Source organism: Litorivivens sp., from assembly GCF_057445395.1.
This window is the reverse complement of the sequence record NZ_JBVBUV010000004.1, coordinates 90,670-108,634: the sequence shown is the minus strand read 5'-3', so window position 1 is coordinate 108,634 and position 17,965 is coordinate 90,670. Positions and strand designations below refer to the sequence as shown.

At 54.1% G+C, this 17,965-nt stretch carries 17 protein-coding genes; 11 read left to right on the top strand and 6 right to left on the bottom strand.

The window, feature by feature from the left end; genetic code table 11:
* Nucleotides 1–21 precede the first annotated feature (21 nt).
* From sohB to AC222A_RS02710, 6 genes are all read right to left on the bottom strand, one after another.
* Nucleotides 22–1,062, bottom strand: coding sequence for a protease SohB (gene sohB, locus AC222A_RS02735; protein WP_372747553.1), 1,041 nt, complete (start codon nt 1,060–1,062; stop codon nt 22–24).
* A gap of 60 nt (nt 1,063–1,122) precedes the next feature.
* The gene (locus tag AC222A_RS02730) at nt 1,123–1,773 is read right to left on the bottom strand and encodes a hypothetical protein (RefSeq protein WP_372747554.1); all 651 of its coding nucleotides are present in this window, start codon (nt 1,771–1,773) and stop codon (nt 1,123–1,125) included.
* Between the two features lie 23 nt (nt 1,774–1,796).
* Entirely contained in the window at nt 1,797–3,503 is a 1,707-nt protein-coding gene (locus tag AC222A_RS02725; RefSeq protein WP_372747555.1) for a FimL-related protein, read from the bottom strand.
* A gap of 383 nt (nt 3,504–3,886) precedes the next feature.
* The gene (dnaQ, locus tag AC222A_RS02720; protein ID WP_372747556.1) at nt 3,887–4,600 is read right to left on the bottom strand and encodes a DNA polymerase III subunit epsilon; all 714 of its coding nucleotides are present in this window, start codon (nt 4,598–4,600) and stop codon (nt 3,887–3,889) included.
* A 28-nt stretch (nt 4,601–4,628) separates the two neighbouring features.
* Nucleotides 4,629–5,063: a ribonuclease HI gene (gene rnhA, locus AC222A_RS02715; protein WP_486774606.1), complete on the bottom strand. Its 435-nt coding sequence runs from the start codon at nt 5,061–5,063 to the stop codon at nt 4,629–4,631.
* Nucleotides 5,064–5,069: 6 nt separating this feature from the next.
* Entirely contained in the window at nt 5,070–5,843 is a 774-nt protein-coding gene (locus AC222A_RS02710; protein WP_372747558.1) for a class I SAM-dependent methyltransferase, read from the bottom strand.
* Nucleotides 5,844–5,944: 101 nt separating this feature from the next.
* Here AC222A_RS02710 and gloB point away from each other — a divergent pair, with 101 nt between their 5' ends.
* The 11 genes from gloB to AC222A_RS02655 all read left to right on the top strand — a co-directional run bounded on the left by gloB (nt 5,945) and on the right by AC222A_RS02655 (nt 17,947).
* Nucleotides 5,945–6,703: a hydroxyacylglutathione hydrolase gene (gene gloB, locus AC222A_RS02705; RefSeq protein WP_372747559.1), complete on the top strand. Its 759-nt coding sequence runs from the start codon at nt 5,945–5,947 to the stop codon at nt 6,701–6,703.
* A 71-nt stretch (nt 6,704–6,774) separates the two neighbouring features.
* A complete protein-coding gene (locus AC222A_RS02700) occupies nt 6,775–8,400 on the top strand; it encodes a lytic transglycosylase (RefSeq protein WP_372758188.1) in 1,626 nt (541 codons plus the stop codon).
* A gap of 89 nt (nt 8,401–8,489) precedes the next feature.
* Complete coding sequence (locus AC222A_RS02695; RefSeq protein WP_372747575.1) at nt 8,490–9,518, top strand: ABC transporter permease subunit; 1,029 nt, start codon at nt 8,490–8,492, stop codon at nt 9,516–9,518.
* A gap of 2 nt (nt 9,519–9,520) precedes the next feature.
* Nucleotides 9,521–10,561 (top strand): ABC transporter permease, encoded by a 1,041-nt coding sequence (locus tag AC222A_RS02690; RefSeq protein ID WP_372747577.1) that lies wholly within the window; start codon nt 9,521–9,523, stop codon nt 10,559–10,561.
* Nucleotides 10,554–12,401, top strand: a complete 1,848-nt coding sequence (locus AC222A_RS02685) for an extracellular solute-binding protein (RefSeq protein ID WP_486774605.1) — start codon at nt 10,554–10,556, stop codon at nt 12,399–12,401. The genes AC222A_RS02690 and AC222A_RS02685 overlap by 8 nt, the downstream gene beginning before the upstream one ends.
* Nucleotides 12,398–13,381 (top strand): ABC transporter ATP-binding protein, encoded by a 984-nt coding sequence (locus AC222A_RS02680; protein WP_372747573.1) that lies wholly within the window; start codon nt 12,398–12,400, stop codon nt 13,379–13,381. Before AC222A_RS02685 ends, AC222A_RS02680 begins: the two co-directional genes overlap by 4 nt.
* Nucleotides 13,382–13,383: 2 nt before the next feature.
* Entirely contained in the window at nt 13,384–14,364 is a 981-nt protein-coding gene (locus AC222A_RS02675) for an ABC transporter ATP-binding protein (protein ID WP_372747572.1), read from the top strand.
* Nucleotides 14,365–14,457: 93 nt separating this feature from the next.
* Nucleotides 14,458–15,552, top strand: coding sequence for an AraC family transcriptional regulator (locus tag AC222A_RS02670; protein WP_372747570.1), 1,095 nt, complete (start codon nt 14,458–14,460; stop codon nt 15,550–15,552).
* Nucleotides 15,553–15,581: 29 nt separating this feature from the next.
* Nucleotides 15,582–16,499: a tyrosine-protein phosphatase gene (locus AC222A_RS02665; protein WP_372747569.1), complete on the top strand. Its 918-nt coding sequence runs from the start codon at nt 15,582–15,584 to the stop codon at nt 16,497–16,499.
* 91 nt (nt 16,500–16,590) lie between these two features.
* The gene (locus tag AC222A_RS02660; protein WP_372747568.1) at nt 16,591–17,070 is read left to right on the top strand and encodes a low molecular weight protein-tyrosine-phosphatase; all 480 of its coding nucleotides are present in this window, start codon (nt 16,591–16,593) and stop codon (nt 17,068–17,070) included.
* A 7-nt stretch (nt 17,071–17,077) separates the two neighbouring features.
* Entirely contained in the window at nt 17,078–17,947 is an 870-nt protein-coding gene (locus AC222A_RS02655; protein WP_372747567.1) for an LLM class F420-dependent oxidoreductase, read from the top strand.
* The last annotated feature ends 18 nt before the right edge of the window (nt 17,948–17,965 follow it).

Here is a 17,965-nt window from a genome sequence, read left to right as displayed (position 1 = left end):
CAACATCCCCCAGTTTCAGGATCAGGCCAGCGGGCGCTGGCTTGCTTTCGTTACCCACTTGCCGATCACGGCGTCTAAGGCTGAATGGGCAGCAACTCCCACTTTTTCTGCGAGCGTCTTTTTAGCGACGTATTTCACTTCGAATATGTCGCTCTGTTCGCGCTTGCTAAGAATATATTCATCGCTTGTGCGGATTTCGTCAACGAGGTTTTGCAGCAAAGCTTTACTGCCGTACCAGACCTCGCCAGTAGCTACCTTTTCTATGGCAACCTGCGGCCGGTGCTCACTCACAAATTCCTTGAATAACTGATGGGTTTCTTCCAATTCTTCCAGAAATTTCTCGCGTCCTTCATCGGTATTTTCGCCAAACACGGTAAGCGTGCGCTTGTAGTCACCGGCGGTATGCATTTCAAAGTCGACATTGTGCTGTTTCAGTAAGCGATGGAAGTTGGGCAGCTGCGCTATAACGCCAATGGAGCCGACCACCGCAAAAGGCGCAGCCATGATGCGGTTAGCAATACAGGCCATCATGTAACCCCCGCTGGCCGCCACACGGTCAATAGCAACTGTTAGCGGGATTCCTTTACTGCGGATACGATCCAACTGCGATGCGGCCAGACCATAGCTGTGCACCATACCGCCGCCGCTCTCCAGCTTGACCAAAATCTCGTCTTCAGGCCGGGCCAGCGTCAGAACCGCTGAGATCTCGTGACGCAGATGTTCTACCGCCGAGGCTTTGATATCGCCATCAAAATCCAGCACGTAGAGTCTTGGTTTCAGCGGTGCGGCTTCCTTCTGCTTTTTAGCAGCCTTTTGCTCAGCTTTGTATTTCTTTTTAGCCTCTTTGCGATCCTGCTTGAAGGCGGTCTCGTCCAAGACCACAGATTTGACCTGATCTTCCCAGTCCTCAAATCGGTCGTTGAGCGCAGTAACCTCAATGTGTCCTTCGGCGTCCCGCTTGCGTGATCCCAGCGAGGCCAAGCTCCCGATAACAATCAGTAAAGCAACGACAAAGGTCACGGTTTTGGCCAGAAACAGGCCGTAGTCGCTCAAAAACTCCAAGTTGATCTCCTGACACGTAAATAGAATGGCGTGGCATATTCGCGTCAGGGACGCGGCAAGTCAAGACGACCAGCGTCTGACGGCCTCCTCGGCCTGGCGGTTTTCCGGGCGCGCCACCAAGCCGAAATGGCTGAGTGTGACCTGATAAACCGCACCGTCGGCCATTGGCAGATAGGTTGCACTGCCGTATTGCGTATCGGCCAACCTGAGCAGGGATTCAGATTTTTGCAGCCAATGCCACAGGTCAATGGTGTCCGATTCGCGCAAGGCATGGACCGTTCGAGGCTTGCTGCGCTCGTCTTCAAGCCGCTGATAACGGCCCGAAAGCCTGTCAAGCCTGAAAATAGGGTCAACACCGAGACGGCTGATTGTCGGATTCCACTTGATCATGCGCACATCAATTTGCCACTGGTCGCCGGCGAGCTGGTAGTCCCTAACCTCTCCGTTGACACTGACCGTTGCGCGATAGGTTTGTGCTGTCTGTCGGGTGAACGTGACTGTCGCCACCGGCGTTTCGTCCAACAGCGCGCGATAAGAATAGAGATCCCAGGCAGCCAGAAACACCGCTATCGCCAGCAGACCGGACAACAGGGCAAAGCACCCCAAAACAAAATGTTTGAGCACCGGCAACCTCAGCAATACCCTTACGGCCACAAATGCCAGCGCGATGGCAAGGAGGACTAGGCTGCCAATCAGAACAAACAGACTCACCCCACCCTCCAGATTACGCCTGTTCAGGCGCGTGCTTTAACCTTGTAACCCAGCGCTGCCAGACTCTCTTCGGCCAGTACAAGTAGCTCTTCATCAGCCCGCTGGTGACGGCTGAGCTCCATTAAGTAATATTCTACGCTGATCAGCGCATCTGCCAACGTTTCGAGCAGTTGCTGAGCGCGATCAGGGCTATGCATGTCGTTGCTTTGAATAAATTTATTCACAAACTTTACAGCGGCACTCAGCACGTCAGTAATGCGTCCCATACTCAGCAACTGGAAAGCGCCGCGTATGGTGTTGAGCGTCGTACCCACATTGTAGATATGACCGATATCAAACTCAGATTCGACGTAGGCATTTATTGCCCGTTTGGCCAGGCTGATACCCGCCTCAGATTCCTTGTAGACCAACAGTTTTGACGTTTCCAGCTGACTACTGCTACTGATGGCAAGCTGCCTGGCGGGTGTGAGGTCTTCCAATTCATCAGCCGTGAGCTGGTTTCGCTCAAGTTTGCTGAGTGAGTTATCGATAAACAGTATGCCATCGGCAATCTGAGGCAACACCTGCTGGACGTGAGCATGATCACGTCCAACCAGCCCCGTTGCCAACATTCCGTGCTGCGCTGAATAATCTGCAAGTGTATTCAAACCCAGCACTCTCAGCACACCGGAGAGCTGCACCAATATTTTCTCAAGTGGTAATACTTCATCTGCATCGCAGCGGCCGCTCTGCATCAGTATTTCCAAAATATCCATCGCGTTGCGCAACTCACTGTGAAGTTCGCGGATTACCGTTGACATCGCATCGAGCCCGGGACCGAACATTCGCTGAAGATCGGCCTGAATGTCTTTATCGAGCAAGGTCAGCGGAATGATACCCGCAGCATTCATGAATTTACCTGCGACGCTTTCCGACTCCGCGCCGCTAATCGTTAGCAGGTGGTAAAGCTCGCGCTCGATCTCTGGCATTTCCGGTATTTTGCCAAGCTCAGAGGGCGTGGCTGCAAGTTCTCGGAGCGCTTTGTCCAGGCGGGCAAAACTTCGCACCCGGGTACTGTTTAAGGCCAACTTGCGTTCTACCAAACAGTCGACCACCGCGTTCGCCAACAGCCAGAAACGCTGGGCTGCTCCCGGCGGCAGGAAGCCGCAAAACCGCTGCAGTGCCCGGTTCATCAGACGCAGATGCAAGGCGACCTGCGAATTCCTCAGCACACCCAGTAAACCCACCTGGTACATGTGTCGCAGTCGCTTCAGGGTTTCCGCATCCGCCGGCACAGGTTTGATATTCACAGTGAACGTAGAGCTTTCGCTAAAGCGGGGAACGGTCAAGCCCAATTGCTGGTGCTCAAGAATGACATCCTCACCATGGGCCATACGAATTTCATTGATCTGCGGCAGCAGCATGAGGGGGACGTCGGTTTTTCGGGCCGACACGGACTCAAGATACCGAGGCAGCACAAAGAATGAGGTGCTCAGCGCTTCAGCCTGTTTGGCACCGGGCGCTTTGCCAGCGGTAAGACTTTTATTCAGGGCCTGATAGATATTATCGGCAAGCAGGTGGGCCCCATGGATCTGGATCAGGCTGAGCGTACCCGCAACTTGCCAAGTGAGCTCGGCGCAAATTTTTAACGCCTCGAATCGCTCCGGATCAGAAATGAATTCTTCAAAGGCGTCCGTGGCTTGATCCAGCGTAGTGTTCAATTCGCTGGAAACCAGGTCAAGCGACGACATATTGACTGCTACTTCATACTGCACAAGCACACCCCCACGCGCGGGCCCAACCGTGGTTTACTACCATGTATACCTCTGGATACCTCGTCAGCAATAGCCCCTGATACCGCTGTTAATGCTGACTATTTATTATAGTGGCTAGTGGGCATCCCTTCCCGCGTGCGACCTGCCTCACCGCAGGGTGATGTCGGTGCGTACAAAAAACCAGCCTTCTGCTCTAGGAACTTCGAGAAAACGCTCGCTAAGTTCCTGTTATTCAAACCTTAATAGTCTAGCTTAGCTTTTCGAAAGGCCACAGCCTAAGATGTGAATAGTGCCGTAATTTCTAAATAGACATTATTGAATCACTGATCCATCGGGGGTGGCGGAGAATCCGTGACCGGTCAGTTTTGCAGCCAGCGGCAGTTGCCATCACTGGCCTTATCGATGGCCTTGAGCTGCTCTTCGTGCGCTGCGATCTCCTCCTCGGAGGCGCGCACCACTTTCAGCCCCGGGCGATCGGTGGCAAGCCGACGAATTTCAGATACGACCGGTTGCCCACCGCTGTTATTGGTATCACCGGCGAGCGCCAGATCAGTTTGGCCCCCGGTCATCAGTAGGTACACATCAGCCAGGATCTCGGCATCCAGCAAGGCGCCGTGCAGATCTCGCTGGGAGTTATCTACCCCATAGCGCTGACACAGGGCGTCTAGGCTGTTGCGTTGCCCGGGGTGCTTCTGGCGCGCCATCACCAGACTGTCTATTACCGAGCAGGAATCAGCGACGACTTCCTTGCGTTTGAGCAACTGCAGTTCGTGATTAATAAAACCGATATCAAAGGGCGCATTGTGGATAACCAGTTCCGCGCCGCGAATAAAGTCCATAAACTCGTCGACGATATTGGCAAAAACAGGCTTATCGACCAGAAATTCATTGGTGATCCCATGCACCTCGATGGCGCCTTCGTCGACTTCGCGCTCGGGGTTGATGTACTGGTGATAGTGCCTACCCGTGAGCCGCCGATTGACCAGCTCGACACAGCCAATTTCTATGATTCTGTGACCTTGAGAGGGCTCAAGACCGGTAGTTTCAGTATCCAGTACAACCTGACGCGACACGCGCTTCTCCTATGATTATTGGTGGGGCTTAGCGAGACAACTCGTCAATTCCGCGGTTCGCCAGTTGATCCGCAATCTCGTTTTCACGGTGCCCGCTGTGGCCTTTGACCCAGTGCCATTCGACATCATGCTTTTGACAAAGAGCATCAAGCTCCTGCCATAAGTCTTTGTTTTTTACTGGCTGCTTGCCGGCAGTTCGCCAGTTTCGGCGCTTCCAGTTGGCGATCCACTCGGTAATTCCCTTGCGCACATACTGGGAATCCGTGGTCAGCACCACCTGACTGGGCTTTTTCAGTGCCCGCAGTCCCTCGATGGCAGCCATAAGCTCCATCCGGTTGTTTGTGGTTTCCTTTTCACCGCCAAAAAGGGGCTTTTCCACTTCACCATAACGCAGCAATGCACCCCACCCGCCACGGCCCGGATTTCCTCTGCAGGCACCGTCGGTAAACATTTCGACTTTCATTGATTCTCACTGTTTTTGCAGTACACCATCGCGCGCAGCACCGAGTGGTCTCACATTGACCAAGCTCTCTCGCCGCCACCGCAACCGTACCGGAGTTATCGGAGCGCGGTATTTTGTCGCCGAAATAAGGAAAGTTCCACCCACAGGGACGCGACGCATCAAATCAGGAGCAAAAACCCGGTGGCTCAAACACCATGGCGAATTAAACGGCAGCCGATGAAATCCATAGGAACGCTGCTTGACGTTAAAGCCCAGCAAGTTAAGCCAATCCATCAGACGCCACGTTGTAAGCATATGATGACGCCACACGCTGCGTGGCGCTACCCGCCCGGCAAAATACAACCGCAGCCCCAGCAATGACAAAGGGTTGAATCCCACGATCAATAAGCGCCCGTGAGGCACGATAACCCGCTCAAGTTCGCGCAACATATTGTGCGGGTTGGCAATAAATTCCAGCAAATGGTGCACGACCACCACATCCTGACTTTCGTTAGCCACCGGCAACTCAGAAAAATCGCTGACGACATCCAGGCTTTTACCCATTTCACACTGCACAGCCGGACCAATACTGTAGTGCCGTCTGATCGCTTCCGGGCGCGATACCAAGGTGCGCGGCCCAAGACTAAGCTCCAGCAGGGAGTGGCCAAAAGCACCCTCCAGCGCGTCCTCAATCAGGCTGCGCTCCTCATTTACCAGCTGCCGCCCCATAGGACTGTCGAACCAGCGTTTAAGCGCTGGCAGCAGCTCACTGTCGGGTGCCTGTGGACGCCAATTGGTCACAACGAAACTCTCCGCCCGGTTTGCCGTCTAATCGCCGCCGGAACCTTGCGTTCCGGGGAACAGTCAATTAGCGTAACCCAAAAATCAACGGCTGAGTATGCATGATTAGCGTCGATCCAATTAAAGCATTTAGCGACAACTATATCTGGTGCCTGTCCAACCCTGAAGGTGAGGCTTGGGTGGTCGATCCGGGCGACGCCGCGCCGGTTGAAGAGCATCTTCGGCAGCGCGATCTCACACTCCAAGGCGTGCTGATTACCCACCACCACTTTGACCACGTCGGCGGGGTAGCCTCGCTGACAAAGCAACGCGATATACGGGTTGTTGGCCCGCAGACGGCGACACCGGAGATCAACGAGCCAGTTGCTGACGGCGACCGCATAACCTTGCTCGGCAGCGAGTTTGACGTGATCGCAGTACCGGGCCACACGCTGGATCACATTGCATATTATGGCAACACGCTGCTGTTTTGCGGCGACACGCTGTTTGCCGGTGGTTGTGGCCGGTTATTCGAGGGCACTCCAGAGCAGATGCATGCATCTCTCGCCAGAATCAGCAGTCTGCCGGGCGCCACCCGGGTATACTGCGCGCACGAATACACACAGGCCAACCTGGCCTTTGCGGCGGCGGTAGAGCCTGATAATACAGCGCTGCAATCGCGAATTCAGAAGGTCGAACAGCTGCGCCAACAGGGATTGCCCACGGTTCCCTCGCAACTTGCGGATGAACTGGCAACCAATCCCTTTCTGAGAGCCGATCAGCCCTCGGTCAGGGATTCGGCGGAGGAATATGCTAGTATCCGGCTCAGCGACGATATCGGGGTGTTTGCCGAGGTGCGACGCTGGAAAGATAATTTCTAACCCAATGCTTGGCCCTAACTTTTTCTGGGCAAGCCATTCAGGCTCGCAGTACGCACTGATGGTATAAAACGATGAACCTATTGAATAACAAGACCTTACCGTTATTATTTATTGCTATTTCCAGTATCACCCTAAGTGCCTGCTCCACCCAGGCCAGCAAGCGGCAATCGCTGGCAACAGGGACCGAAGCCAAAGCCTGCACGCGTGGCAGTCTGCGCCGGGGTGACTGTAAATTACCAGGCCTGCCAACCGCCGACACGGTCGTTACGGAGGACAAAAATGACCTCTGGTACCACGTTACCAGCGGCTATCAGCTTACCCAGCACGCCGCCCACCCAAAAGCAAAGAAGTATTTCGAGTACTTTCGCGACCGTCCCACGTATCTGAGCACTATTGCCGAGCGTTCCAGCCCCTACCTCTATTACATTGTTGAAGCCATCCGCAAGCGCAATATGCCGATGGAGTTTGCCCTGTTACCGGCCATCGAAAGCTCCTACGATCCCTTCGCCTATTCTCACGGCCGCGCAGCAGGCCTGTGGCAATTTGTACCGATAACCGCAACCCACATGGGGCTTCCCAGAACCTGGTGGTATGACGCCCGCCGCGACGTCGTCGCTTCAACGGAAGCGGCATTGGATTATCTGCTGGAATTGCATCAACGCTTTGACGGTGACTGGTTATTGGCCATGGCTGCCTATAATTCGGGAGCAACTACCGTACTGCGTGCAATGGCGAAAAATGAACGCGCCGGGCGCCCAACTGATTACTGGTCGCTCGATCTGCCCAGGGAAACAGAAGCCTATATCCCGAAACTGATTGGCTTGAGCCAACTGATCAAAAGAGCCAAGTACGAAGGCATAGACCTTGAACCCATGCCCAACACAGCGGCGTTTGCAGTTGTCGACACCGGTGGCCAGATCGATCTTGCGCAGGCAGCGGAACTTGCCGGAGTATCTATCGAACAGCTCTACCGCCTGAATCCCGGCTTCAATCGCTGGGCAACCGACCCCAATGGTCCCCATCACCTGGCGATTCCTCTTGATAAACACCAACAATTTACCGAACGGTTGTCACAGATTCCGCCGGAAAAGCGCTTAAACTGGAGTCGTTATCGCGTCGTTTCGGGTGACAGCCTGATCAAGATAGCGCGCCGCTTCAATACCGACGTTGCTACCATCAAGGCCGCCAACCAACTCAATAATTCAATGATTCGTGCAGGACAGGTATTGATGCTGCCCTCAGCAAGCATGGCAGCAGCACATTACTCGCTCAGCGCAGATCAGCGGTTGGCCTCGGCACAAAAGCGCGGCGAATCCGATGATCGCGTCGCCCATCAACACACCGTTGAACAGGGCGATTCCCTGTGGACCATATCCCGCCGCTACGGTGTTAGCGTCAATGATCTGGCGCGCTGGAACAACATGGTTCCTAAAGACCCCTTACGCGCTGGTAAAAAACTGGTGGTGTGGAAGCCTGCTGGCCAGCAAGTTGCTGTGCGCAGCGCCGCCTCGCGCAGCATAATCCGCTGGATCGGTTATACCGTGCGCCCCGGCGATTCACTCGCTCGGATTGCAGATAAATTCAGCCTGAGCGTTAACGATATTTTGGAATGGAATGAAATCAGCAAAGGCAAATACCTGATGCCTGGCCAGGTCCTCAACCTGTATGTCGATGTAACGCAAGTTTCTGGGCGATAACGCAGACAAAACCGTAAGTGTTTGGTTTTTGGCTTGTATAGTCGCCCCGCCTCGCTAACATGCGCAGAGCTTTTCGCTGAGTGGAGTTTATGACCGCCTATTTTATCCGGCGCTTTCTGCTAATCATTCCCACCTTTATCGGCATCACACTACTGGTGTTTGCGGTAACCCGTGTGGTACCTGGTGGTCCAATTGAACGCCTGATGACCGCCTCGCTGGTAAGCGGCGAGCAAAGCGCCGGTGCACGCGACACCCGTTCCGGCAACACGCTCTCCGCTGAACAAATCAAACAATTGGAAGCCTACTACGGTTTCGACAAGCCAATGCTGGAAAGCTACGGTATCTGGTTAGCAAAAGTGCTGCGGTTTGATTTGGGTGAATCCAGCCGCTACCAGGATCCAGTGTGGTCAATCATTAAAGAGCGTTTTCCCGTGTCCATTTTCTATGGGCTCACGACCCTGCTGCTGACCTACATCGTCTGTATTCCGCTAGGGGTAGCCAAAGCACTGCGGCATCAAACCAGCTTTGACAACCTGACTTCCGCTGTCGTTTTTCTCGGGTATGCGCTGCCAAGCTACGTGGTGGGCATCGCCCTCGTCAGCCTGTTTTCTGCCCACTGGGATTTCTTCCCGCTAGGCGGATTCGTCAGCGACAATTATGAAGACCTGGGCACCTGGGAAAAATTCAAAGATATTTTCTATCACGGCACCCTGCCCCTGATCGCGTACATGGCAGGTAGCTTTGCCATCACCACCTTTATGATGAAAAACGCGTTAATGGACAACCAGGCTGCCGACTACATGCGTACCGCCTCTGCCAAAGGGCTTACCCGCAACCAGGCTGTGTGGCGTCACGCCTTTCGCAACAGCCTGATACCAATCGCGACCTCTTTCGGCGGCAACATTGCATTTTTTATGAGTGGCTCTTTCCTGATTGAAACCATATTCAATATCGACGGCATAGGTCTGCTCGGTTATGAAGCAATTCTGGAACGCGACTATCCTGTGGTGATGGGTATTTTGGTGATTACCTCCCTGCTGTTTTTGATTGGCAATATTCTTTCGGACTTTATCGTGGCCTTGGTGGACCCCCGGATTCGCTTCGGAGAAGCGCGCTGATGCTGAAGCTCAATCCGGTAGCCAGAAAACGGCTGCAACGCTTTAAGGAAATTCGACGCGGCTACTGGTCAGCCATCATTCTGGCGGCACTGTTTGTACTGAGCCTTGGCGCGGAACTCATCGCCAATCAGCGAGCATTATTGGTGATTTATGAGGGCCAGTGGTATTTCCCGACCTATGGCGGCATATTGCCAGGCGAAACCTTTGATCTGGGGTATCGCTACGAAACCAACTACAAAGACCTGAAGCTCAAATTGGAAAGCAGTGGCAAGGGAACCGTCATCATGCCGCCAATTCCCTATGGACCTCTCGAAACAGACCTGAGCGTGGGTGATTTCCCACCGCACGCGCCTTCTCTGGCCACCGCACATTATCTGGGCACAGATACCAGTGGCCGGGATGTGCTGGCACGAATCATTTATGGTTTTCGAATCGCCCTGCTGTTTTCCCTACTTCTTTTGTTTTTCAACTATCTGGTAGGCGTCAGTATCGGTTGCATGATGGGGTTCTGGGGCGGCGCCTTTGATCTCGTATTCCAGCGCCTGATCGAAATATGGTCCAATATACCCTTTCTCTATGTGATCATGATTGTCGCTTCCATTGTTCAACCCGGCTTTTGGACACTGGTGGCCATCATGGTGTTTTTTGGCTGGACCTCCATCACCTGGTACATGCGCACCGCCACCTACAAAGAAGCGGCCCGCGATTATGTGATGGCGGCTCGCGCTATTGGCGCGTCTAACACACGCATCGTGTTTAAACATATTCTGCCAAACAGTGTATCCACACTGATCACCTTCGTTCCTTTCTCGGTTGCTGGTGGCATTACTTCACTGACAGCACTGGATTACCTCGGCTTTGGCCTACCGCCACCCACCCCCAGCTGGGGTGAGTTATTAAAGCAGGGCACAGAAAACCTCGACGCCCTCTGGATGGTACTGTCAGTCGTTGGCGCCATGACGCTAGTGCTAATGCTGGTTACTTACATTGGCGAGGCTATCCGCGAAGCCTTCGATCCCCGGAAGTTCAGTTACTATGATTAACACCGCTAGCGGCCGGACTAAGAGCGCAAACGCGCGCATCATCGCCGTAAAGGCCGCGCTTGGCTGCCTTCTCAGCTGGCTATGGGTGAGTTCTTGTTACGCAGCGCCGCCATCCCTGCCGGCAGATATCGTGTGGGAGACTAATCTGGAGGACCCGATATTTGCGTCCCCCAATGCAAAACGCGGCGGTAGGTTTCGCACTTTTATCACCACCTTTCCACTAACCTTGCGCCTTGTCGGCCCTGATGCCAACGGCAGTTTTGCTGGTTATTTGCGCGCCAACGCTTTGCCACTGGTGGATATTCATCCCAACACGTTGAATCCCATCCCCATGCTGGCAACGCACTGGGCCTTCGACAAAGACGGCAAAACCGTTTACTACAAGCTTGACCCCGATGCGCGCTGGTCGGACGGGGAGCCTGTGACCGCTGATGACTACCTCTACACGATTGAGTTTATGCGCTCTGAGCATATCGTCGCGCCGTGGTATACCAATCACTACAGCAACGTGATCGTGGATATCCAAAAATACGACGACTACACCATCGCAGTGACCGGTGCCGTCCCAAAACCCAAAGATGAACTCCTGTACGAGTATGGTCTGCGCCCCACCCCTGCGCACTTCCACCAACTCGACGCAAATTGGGTGCGCAACTACAACTGGAAGATTGAGCCCAATACCGGCCCCTACCAGATCGCCCATATGCGCAAGGGTAAATATATCGAATTTGATCGCAAGCCAGACTGGTGGGGCGACGATAAACGTTATTTAAAATACCGTTACAACCCGGATCATGTGCGAGTTAAGGTAATCCGCGATATCAATATGGCATACCAGTATTTCGCGAAGGGTGATCTGGACACCTTCCCTCTAGTGATGCCACGTTTCTGGCACAAAAAGGCCCAGGGTGATATCTACGACAAAGGGTGGGTCGGTAAAATCAAATTCTACAACGACGTACCCCAGCCCTCTTCCGGCATGTATCTGAACGAAGACGACCCGGTTCTCGCCGATCGCAACGTGCGCTACGCGATCGCGCACGCTACCAATGTACAGAGGGTGATCGACACGGTTCTGCGCGGCGACTATGAACGACTGAACTCTCAATATGAAGGCTATGGGGACTACACCAACCCCGCGGTTCAGGCCCGCCCTTTTGATCTGGCAAAAGCCAACGCCTTGCTGGATGAAGCAGGCTGGCAAGAGCGCGATAATCGCGGCATACGCATCAAAAATGGACAGCCATTAAGTTTGCGTATCACCTACTACAACAGTGGCCACAACGACCGCTTGGTAATCATTCAGCGTGAAGCATTAAAGGCCGGTATTGATTTCCAGCTGCAACTACTGGATGCGTCAACAGCTTTCAAACAGATACTCGAGAAGAAACATCAGATTGCCTGGATGGGCTGGTCGGGAGGTGGCTTATCCCCGGCATTCTGGGAGTTTTATCACTCAGTGAATGCACATAAACCGCAAACCAATAATGTGACCAATACCGACAACCCCGAGCTCGACGAAAAAATTGAGGCCTACCGCAAAGCACAGCAAAAGGATGCGCGTGTAGCGCTGGCACACGAACTGCAGGAAATGATTCACGAGCAGGGCTCATTCATCCCCACCTTCAAGGTCCCCTATACGCGGGAGGCCTACTGGCGCTGGCTGCAATTGCCGCCATTTATTGCCACCCGTACCAGTAACAGCGTATTCGATACCATGGGCAGCAACGGCGGCCTGTTCTGGATTGATACCGACCGACAGGCAGAACTCGAAGCGGCCCGTAGCGACAATACCGACTGGCAACCCTCCCTGATAATCGACGAGACCTGGCGCCGATGACTCCACTACTGAACGTAAAGGGACTGACAACTCGCATTCGATCGGAACATGGCAATCTGGCCGTTGTCGATGACGTGAGCCTGCAAATCAGTGCCGGTGAAACGCTAGGCCTTGTTGGGGAATCAGGCAGCGGAAAAAGTATGACGGCGCTGTCCATCATGGGCCTGCTGCCTCGCCCAGACAGCTACCTTGATAATGGTTGTGTCGATTTTGACGGAACCGATATAGCACAGCTGAATTCGCGTGCCCTGGCCCAATTGCGCGGCAATGAAATCAGCATGATTTTTCAAGACCCAATGACCGCTCTCAATCCCGTGAAACGCGTTGGCGAGCAGATTCTGGAAGTCTTGGAAATACACAAACAGGTACGTGGCAAACAGGGCCCATCTCAGGTAGTCGATCTGCTTCGCGCCGTTGGCATTCCGCACCCAAACGAACGCTTTGACAGCTACCCCCACGAACTCTCCGGCGGAATGCGACAGCGTGTGATGATTGCTATGGCGCTGGCCTGTCGCCCCCGCCTGCTTATAGCAGACGAACCGACCACGGCGCTGGACGTAACGGTACAGGCACAAATTCTCCGCCTGATAAAACAATTACAGCAAGAGCGAGACACAGCGCTACTGTTTATCACTCACGATCTGGCGCTGGTTTCCCAGATCAGTGATCGCATTGCCGTGATGTACGCCGGCCATATTGTTGAGTGTGCCAGCACTTCACGCCTGTTCAGCAAAGCCCTGCATCCCTATACCCGCGCATTGTTAGCCTCCACCCCCAGCGTGGGCGCAGTACGCAAAGAACGGCTACCCAGCATTCCCGGGGCAGTCGCAAAGCCCGCGACCTACTCGGCATTGTGCCGGTTTCGCAATCGCTGCAGCTTTGCGACCGAGCGTTGCAGCCAGGAGGCTGTATCGCTGGAAACCACCGACACCGGACAGCAGGTACGCTGTCTGCGTTGGCGCGAGTTGGCAGAGGATTGAGCATGCAAAACCCGCTACTGGAAGCCCGCGACCTAAAGTTGCACTTTATCCAACGCTACGGTGTCTTCAAGCAACACAAAAACACCATCCGCGCGGTGGATGGCGTCAGCTTTTGCATTTATCCCGGCGAAACCCTGGGTTTGGTCGGAGAATCAGGCTGTGGCAAAAGCAGCCTAGGCAAAGCCTTGTTAAACCTGCACCGCCCTACTGGCGGAGAACTTCGCTTCCAGGGGCGGGCTATTACACAGCTGGACAACAAGCACTGGCGCCCCTTGCGGGCAAAACTGCAAATGGTGTTTCAGGACCCTTTTGAATCTCTCAATCCTCGCCATACGGTCGGCCACATACTGGAAGAACCGCTAATTGTCCATCGCCGGGGCACCCCTGCCGAACGGCAAGCCAGAATACGCGAGTTGATTGACCTGGTTGGCCTGAACGACGAGGCCCTGAGCAAATATCCTCACGAATTTTCCGGTGGCCAGCGACAACGTATTGGGATTGCCCGCGCCATCTCACTGGAGCCCGACGTGCTGATCTGTGACGAGGCGGTATCGGCGCTGGATGTATCGGTACAGGCCCAGATTCTCAATTTGCTGATTGAGATCCAGCAGCGAATGCACTTGGCGATGCTGTTTATATCCCACGACCTGTCAGTCGTGCGCCATATCTCCGATCGAATTGCGGTGATGTACAAGGGCGCTATCGTAGAGCTTGGGGACGCCACCGAGGTTTGTGAAAGACCGGCACACCCTTACACGCGCGCTCTACTGGATGCCGTACCGCAGCTGGGCAAACCCTGGCATGAAAGTACCAACATTCACGGCGAAGCCTCCACCACAGGTAGCGAAGCTGGCTGCGCCTTTGCGCCGCGCTGCCCACGTGCGGCCGACCGCTGCTACCGTGAGCGGCCAGTACTGGACAGCCCCGATACTGGGTCACGCATCGCCGCGTGTCATTTCCCACTGGGTGACGACGATCACTAGGCGGCACCTTATTCAGTTTCTCTCGCTGCAGTGCTGGCCGCTACCAAGTTGATAATGCTATGATTTTGCGGCAGTTCACCCGACTATATGACGATGCGACCCAAAACCGCCCACCGCAACGATTACGTTCCGCTTAAGTACGCTCGCACAATGCTGCGCGTAGCCGAAGCGCAGGGCTACGATCCGTCAACGCTGCTGCGCTCGCTGAACTTACCGCAAAACCCGCTTGACCCCAATGCCGACCCAGATAGCCCCATCGACGCCCGTTATTACACGCTGATCTATAGCCGCGTGATGTGGTTGCTGCAGGACGAATCGTTTGGGCTGAATTTGCAGCGTCCAACACCAACCGGCACGTTTCGCATGATGTGCATGTGCATTATTCACTGCACAACACTCGAAAACGCCTTACATCGCGCGGCGGAATTTATGGCCTTCTGCCGCAATATCACCGGGCTGTCGCCGGTCAGCACACGGCCGATCAAGCGCACCGGGAATGGTCGGGCAACCTACACCTTCAATACGACCTACCTGCTTGAAGATGCGCCGAGCCTGGACAACGATACGGTTGTGCATTGCATGGCTATCTGGCGGCGCCTTTGTAGCTGGCTGATAGGCCGTCATATCCAATTACACGAAGTGCGCCTCAAGGGCCCGGAACCTTCAGACGCCAGTTATTTCGAACAGATTCTGGGCTGCGACATCTACTACGAGCAGCTGGAAAATGCCTTTGTGCTCCCGGAGCACTATCTGGACTGCCCACTGGTCCATACGGAAGATTCCCTGCGCGAATTCTTACGCGATGCGCCCTACTACCTGATGGTGTCGACCGATGATGAAGACACGTCGCTAATCGCTCAGATGAAACGCATCGTCGGCAACGATCTCAGCCGTGATTTCCCCAGCGTGGTCGCCATGGCCGAACAGCTCAATATGTCTGTGCGCACGCTGCGCCGTCGACTCAAGGAATACGACACAACCTACCAGGAGTTCAAAGACAACCTGCGTAAGGAACATGCCATCCGCTGGCTGAACCAGCCCGAGCTTAAAATAAATGCCGTCTCGGCCTTACTCGGATTTGACGAGCCCAGCGCCTTTCACCGCTCGTTCAAGAAGTGGACCGGCATGACACCCGGCGAGTACCGCGCGAGCCGTAAAAAACAGATGTCGCGAAAAGAAACAGAATAAACGCCAACCTCACTTAACGCCGGAATTCCATGTACCCGCTAAACCGAGCCGAGCACGTTAAACTCCACCACGCATTGCGCTACGCCGGCCTGCTATTGCTGGCCATTATGCTCAGCGCCTGCAGCAAAAATACACCTTTGGCAGAGCGGCCACTGCCCGCTCAAAACCCGCCACAAGAGCGCAGATTGCCTTTCGATGGCGCGCATAACTTCCGGGACCTCGGCGGCTACCAATCCGCCGACGGCAAAACAGTACGATGGGGACTGATCTACCGTTCAGACAAACTGTCAGATATTAGCAGTGCTGATGAAGCCTATCTCGAAGCGCTGGAAATTCGACGTATTGTAGATTTTCGGTCTGAATCAGAGCGTCTTGATGCACCTAACCGAGTCGCACCTGATTCGTCTATACGCATTGTAAATAAGCCCATCGCCATTCGGGCCGCCGCTGTGGATCAAATGATTGAAACCATCACGTCCAGCACAACCACAGCGGCTGATATGCAACAGTTCCTCGTCAATGCCAACCGTGAGATGGTTGAAAAATATACGCCTGTCTATCGAGAATACCTGCAGGAACTTCTCGTTGAATCCAGCTATCCCACCGTATTTCATTGCACTGCAGGGAAAGATCGTACCGGCTTCGCTGCCGCCCTGGTACTCAGTGCGCTGGGGGTGCCGCGCGAAACCATCGTACAAGACTATCTCGCCAGCAACGACTATAACCGCGAATACATCGACAAGATGGTACTTTACATTAAGCTTGGCAGCCTGTTTCGCGCCAATGACGAAGCGGTGCGCGCCCTGTTTGGTGTGCAAGAGCGCTATCTCAACGAAGCCTTTGCTGCGATCGACGAACACTACGGCAGCATGGACAATTACCTGCAGCAGGGTCTGGGCATAGGCCCCGTCGAGCGACAGCAACTGCGCGACATCCTGCTTTACTGATTACCCATTCGGTCCGCCACCAACCCCTCCGTTCGGGTGATGCGCCAACATGCGCTGCACCCTACCCTTTCCTTCGATTCAGGGAGTACCCATGTCCATTGGTGTTTTATTCGTTTGCCTAGGAAATATCTGTCGTTCACCGGCAGCACAAGGCATTCTCGAAAAAAAGATAGAAGAAGCCGGTCTCAGCGAGCATATTCGCGTGGACTCCTGCGGAACTGCGGCGTTCAATGTCGGCAAAGCACCGGATACGCGCTCACAGGAAGCTTCTTTGCGAGCAGGCTACGACATCAGTCAACAGATCGCCCGGCAGATTTGCGATGACGACTACCAGCATTTTGACTACATCATTGCGATGGACCGCATCAATCTCACCAACGTTGAAGCCTGGGCACCTAAAGACTTTAGCGGCGACATTGAACTCTTTATGAATTATTGCAAACACGGCGGCAATGCCCAGATTCCAGATCCTTACTACAAAGAGGCCGAGGCATTTGATGCGGTAATTTCCACACTGGAAAAGGCCGCGCAGGGATTGCTAACCCACATAAGAGAAAAACACGGACTCTGACACTCCCATGAAATTTGTACTTTCCACGTCTTTCAGCACTGTTGCCCACCTTACCCAGCTCGCGCCTGTCGCCGACGAGTGCGGCTGGGAAGCCATGTCCTTTTCAGATCACGTGGTGCACCCGGAGGCCATAGATACTCCCTACCCCTATACCAAAGACGGCTCTCGTCGCTGGGAGGCGTTTACCGACTGGCCCGACCCCTTCGTCATGGCCGGAGCCTTAGCCACTATCACCAAGCGTCTCAAATTCACCAACAATATTTTTGTGCTGCCAATGCGCAATCCGTTTCTGGTGGCCAAAGCAATCAGTACCGCAGCCATTGTTTCCAACAATCGGATTATCCCGGCAATCGGCGTGGGCTGGTCAAAAGACGAGTTTCAACTGATGCAGCAGGATTTCCATACCCGTGGGAAACGGGCTGACGAAATGGTGGAAGTCATGCGTCTGCTTTGGTCTGGTGAGATGGTGGAATACGAAGGCAAACACTACCAGTTCAATAAACTCGAAATGAACCCCGCTCCCACGGCCCACATTCCAATCTGGGTAGGAGGCATCAGTGACGCCGCTATGAAGCGAGCTGCACGCCTCGGTGATGGCTGGGTAACTGACCTGCAAACCTCGGATGAAATCATTGAGTGCATCAACAAAGTGAACGGTTACCGTAAAGAATACGGTCGCGATCACCTGCCCTTCAGTGTCATGGCAACACCATCAGATGCCTTTACGGTCGATGGTTACAAAAAACTCGAAGACAATGGCGTCACTCACATTCTGACGATGCCGTGGCCCTTTTATCACGGTGAAACTGACGACATCGACAAGAAAATAGATGGCGTGAAACGCTATGCAGAAGACATTATCGAGAAAATGTCATAGCAGACTGCACGCTGATGG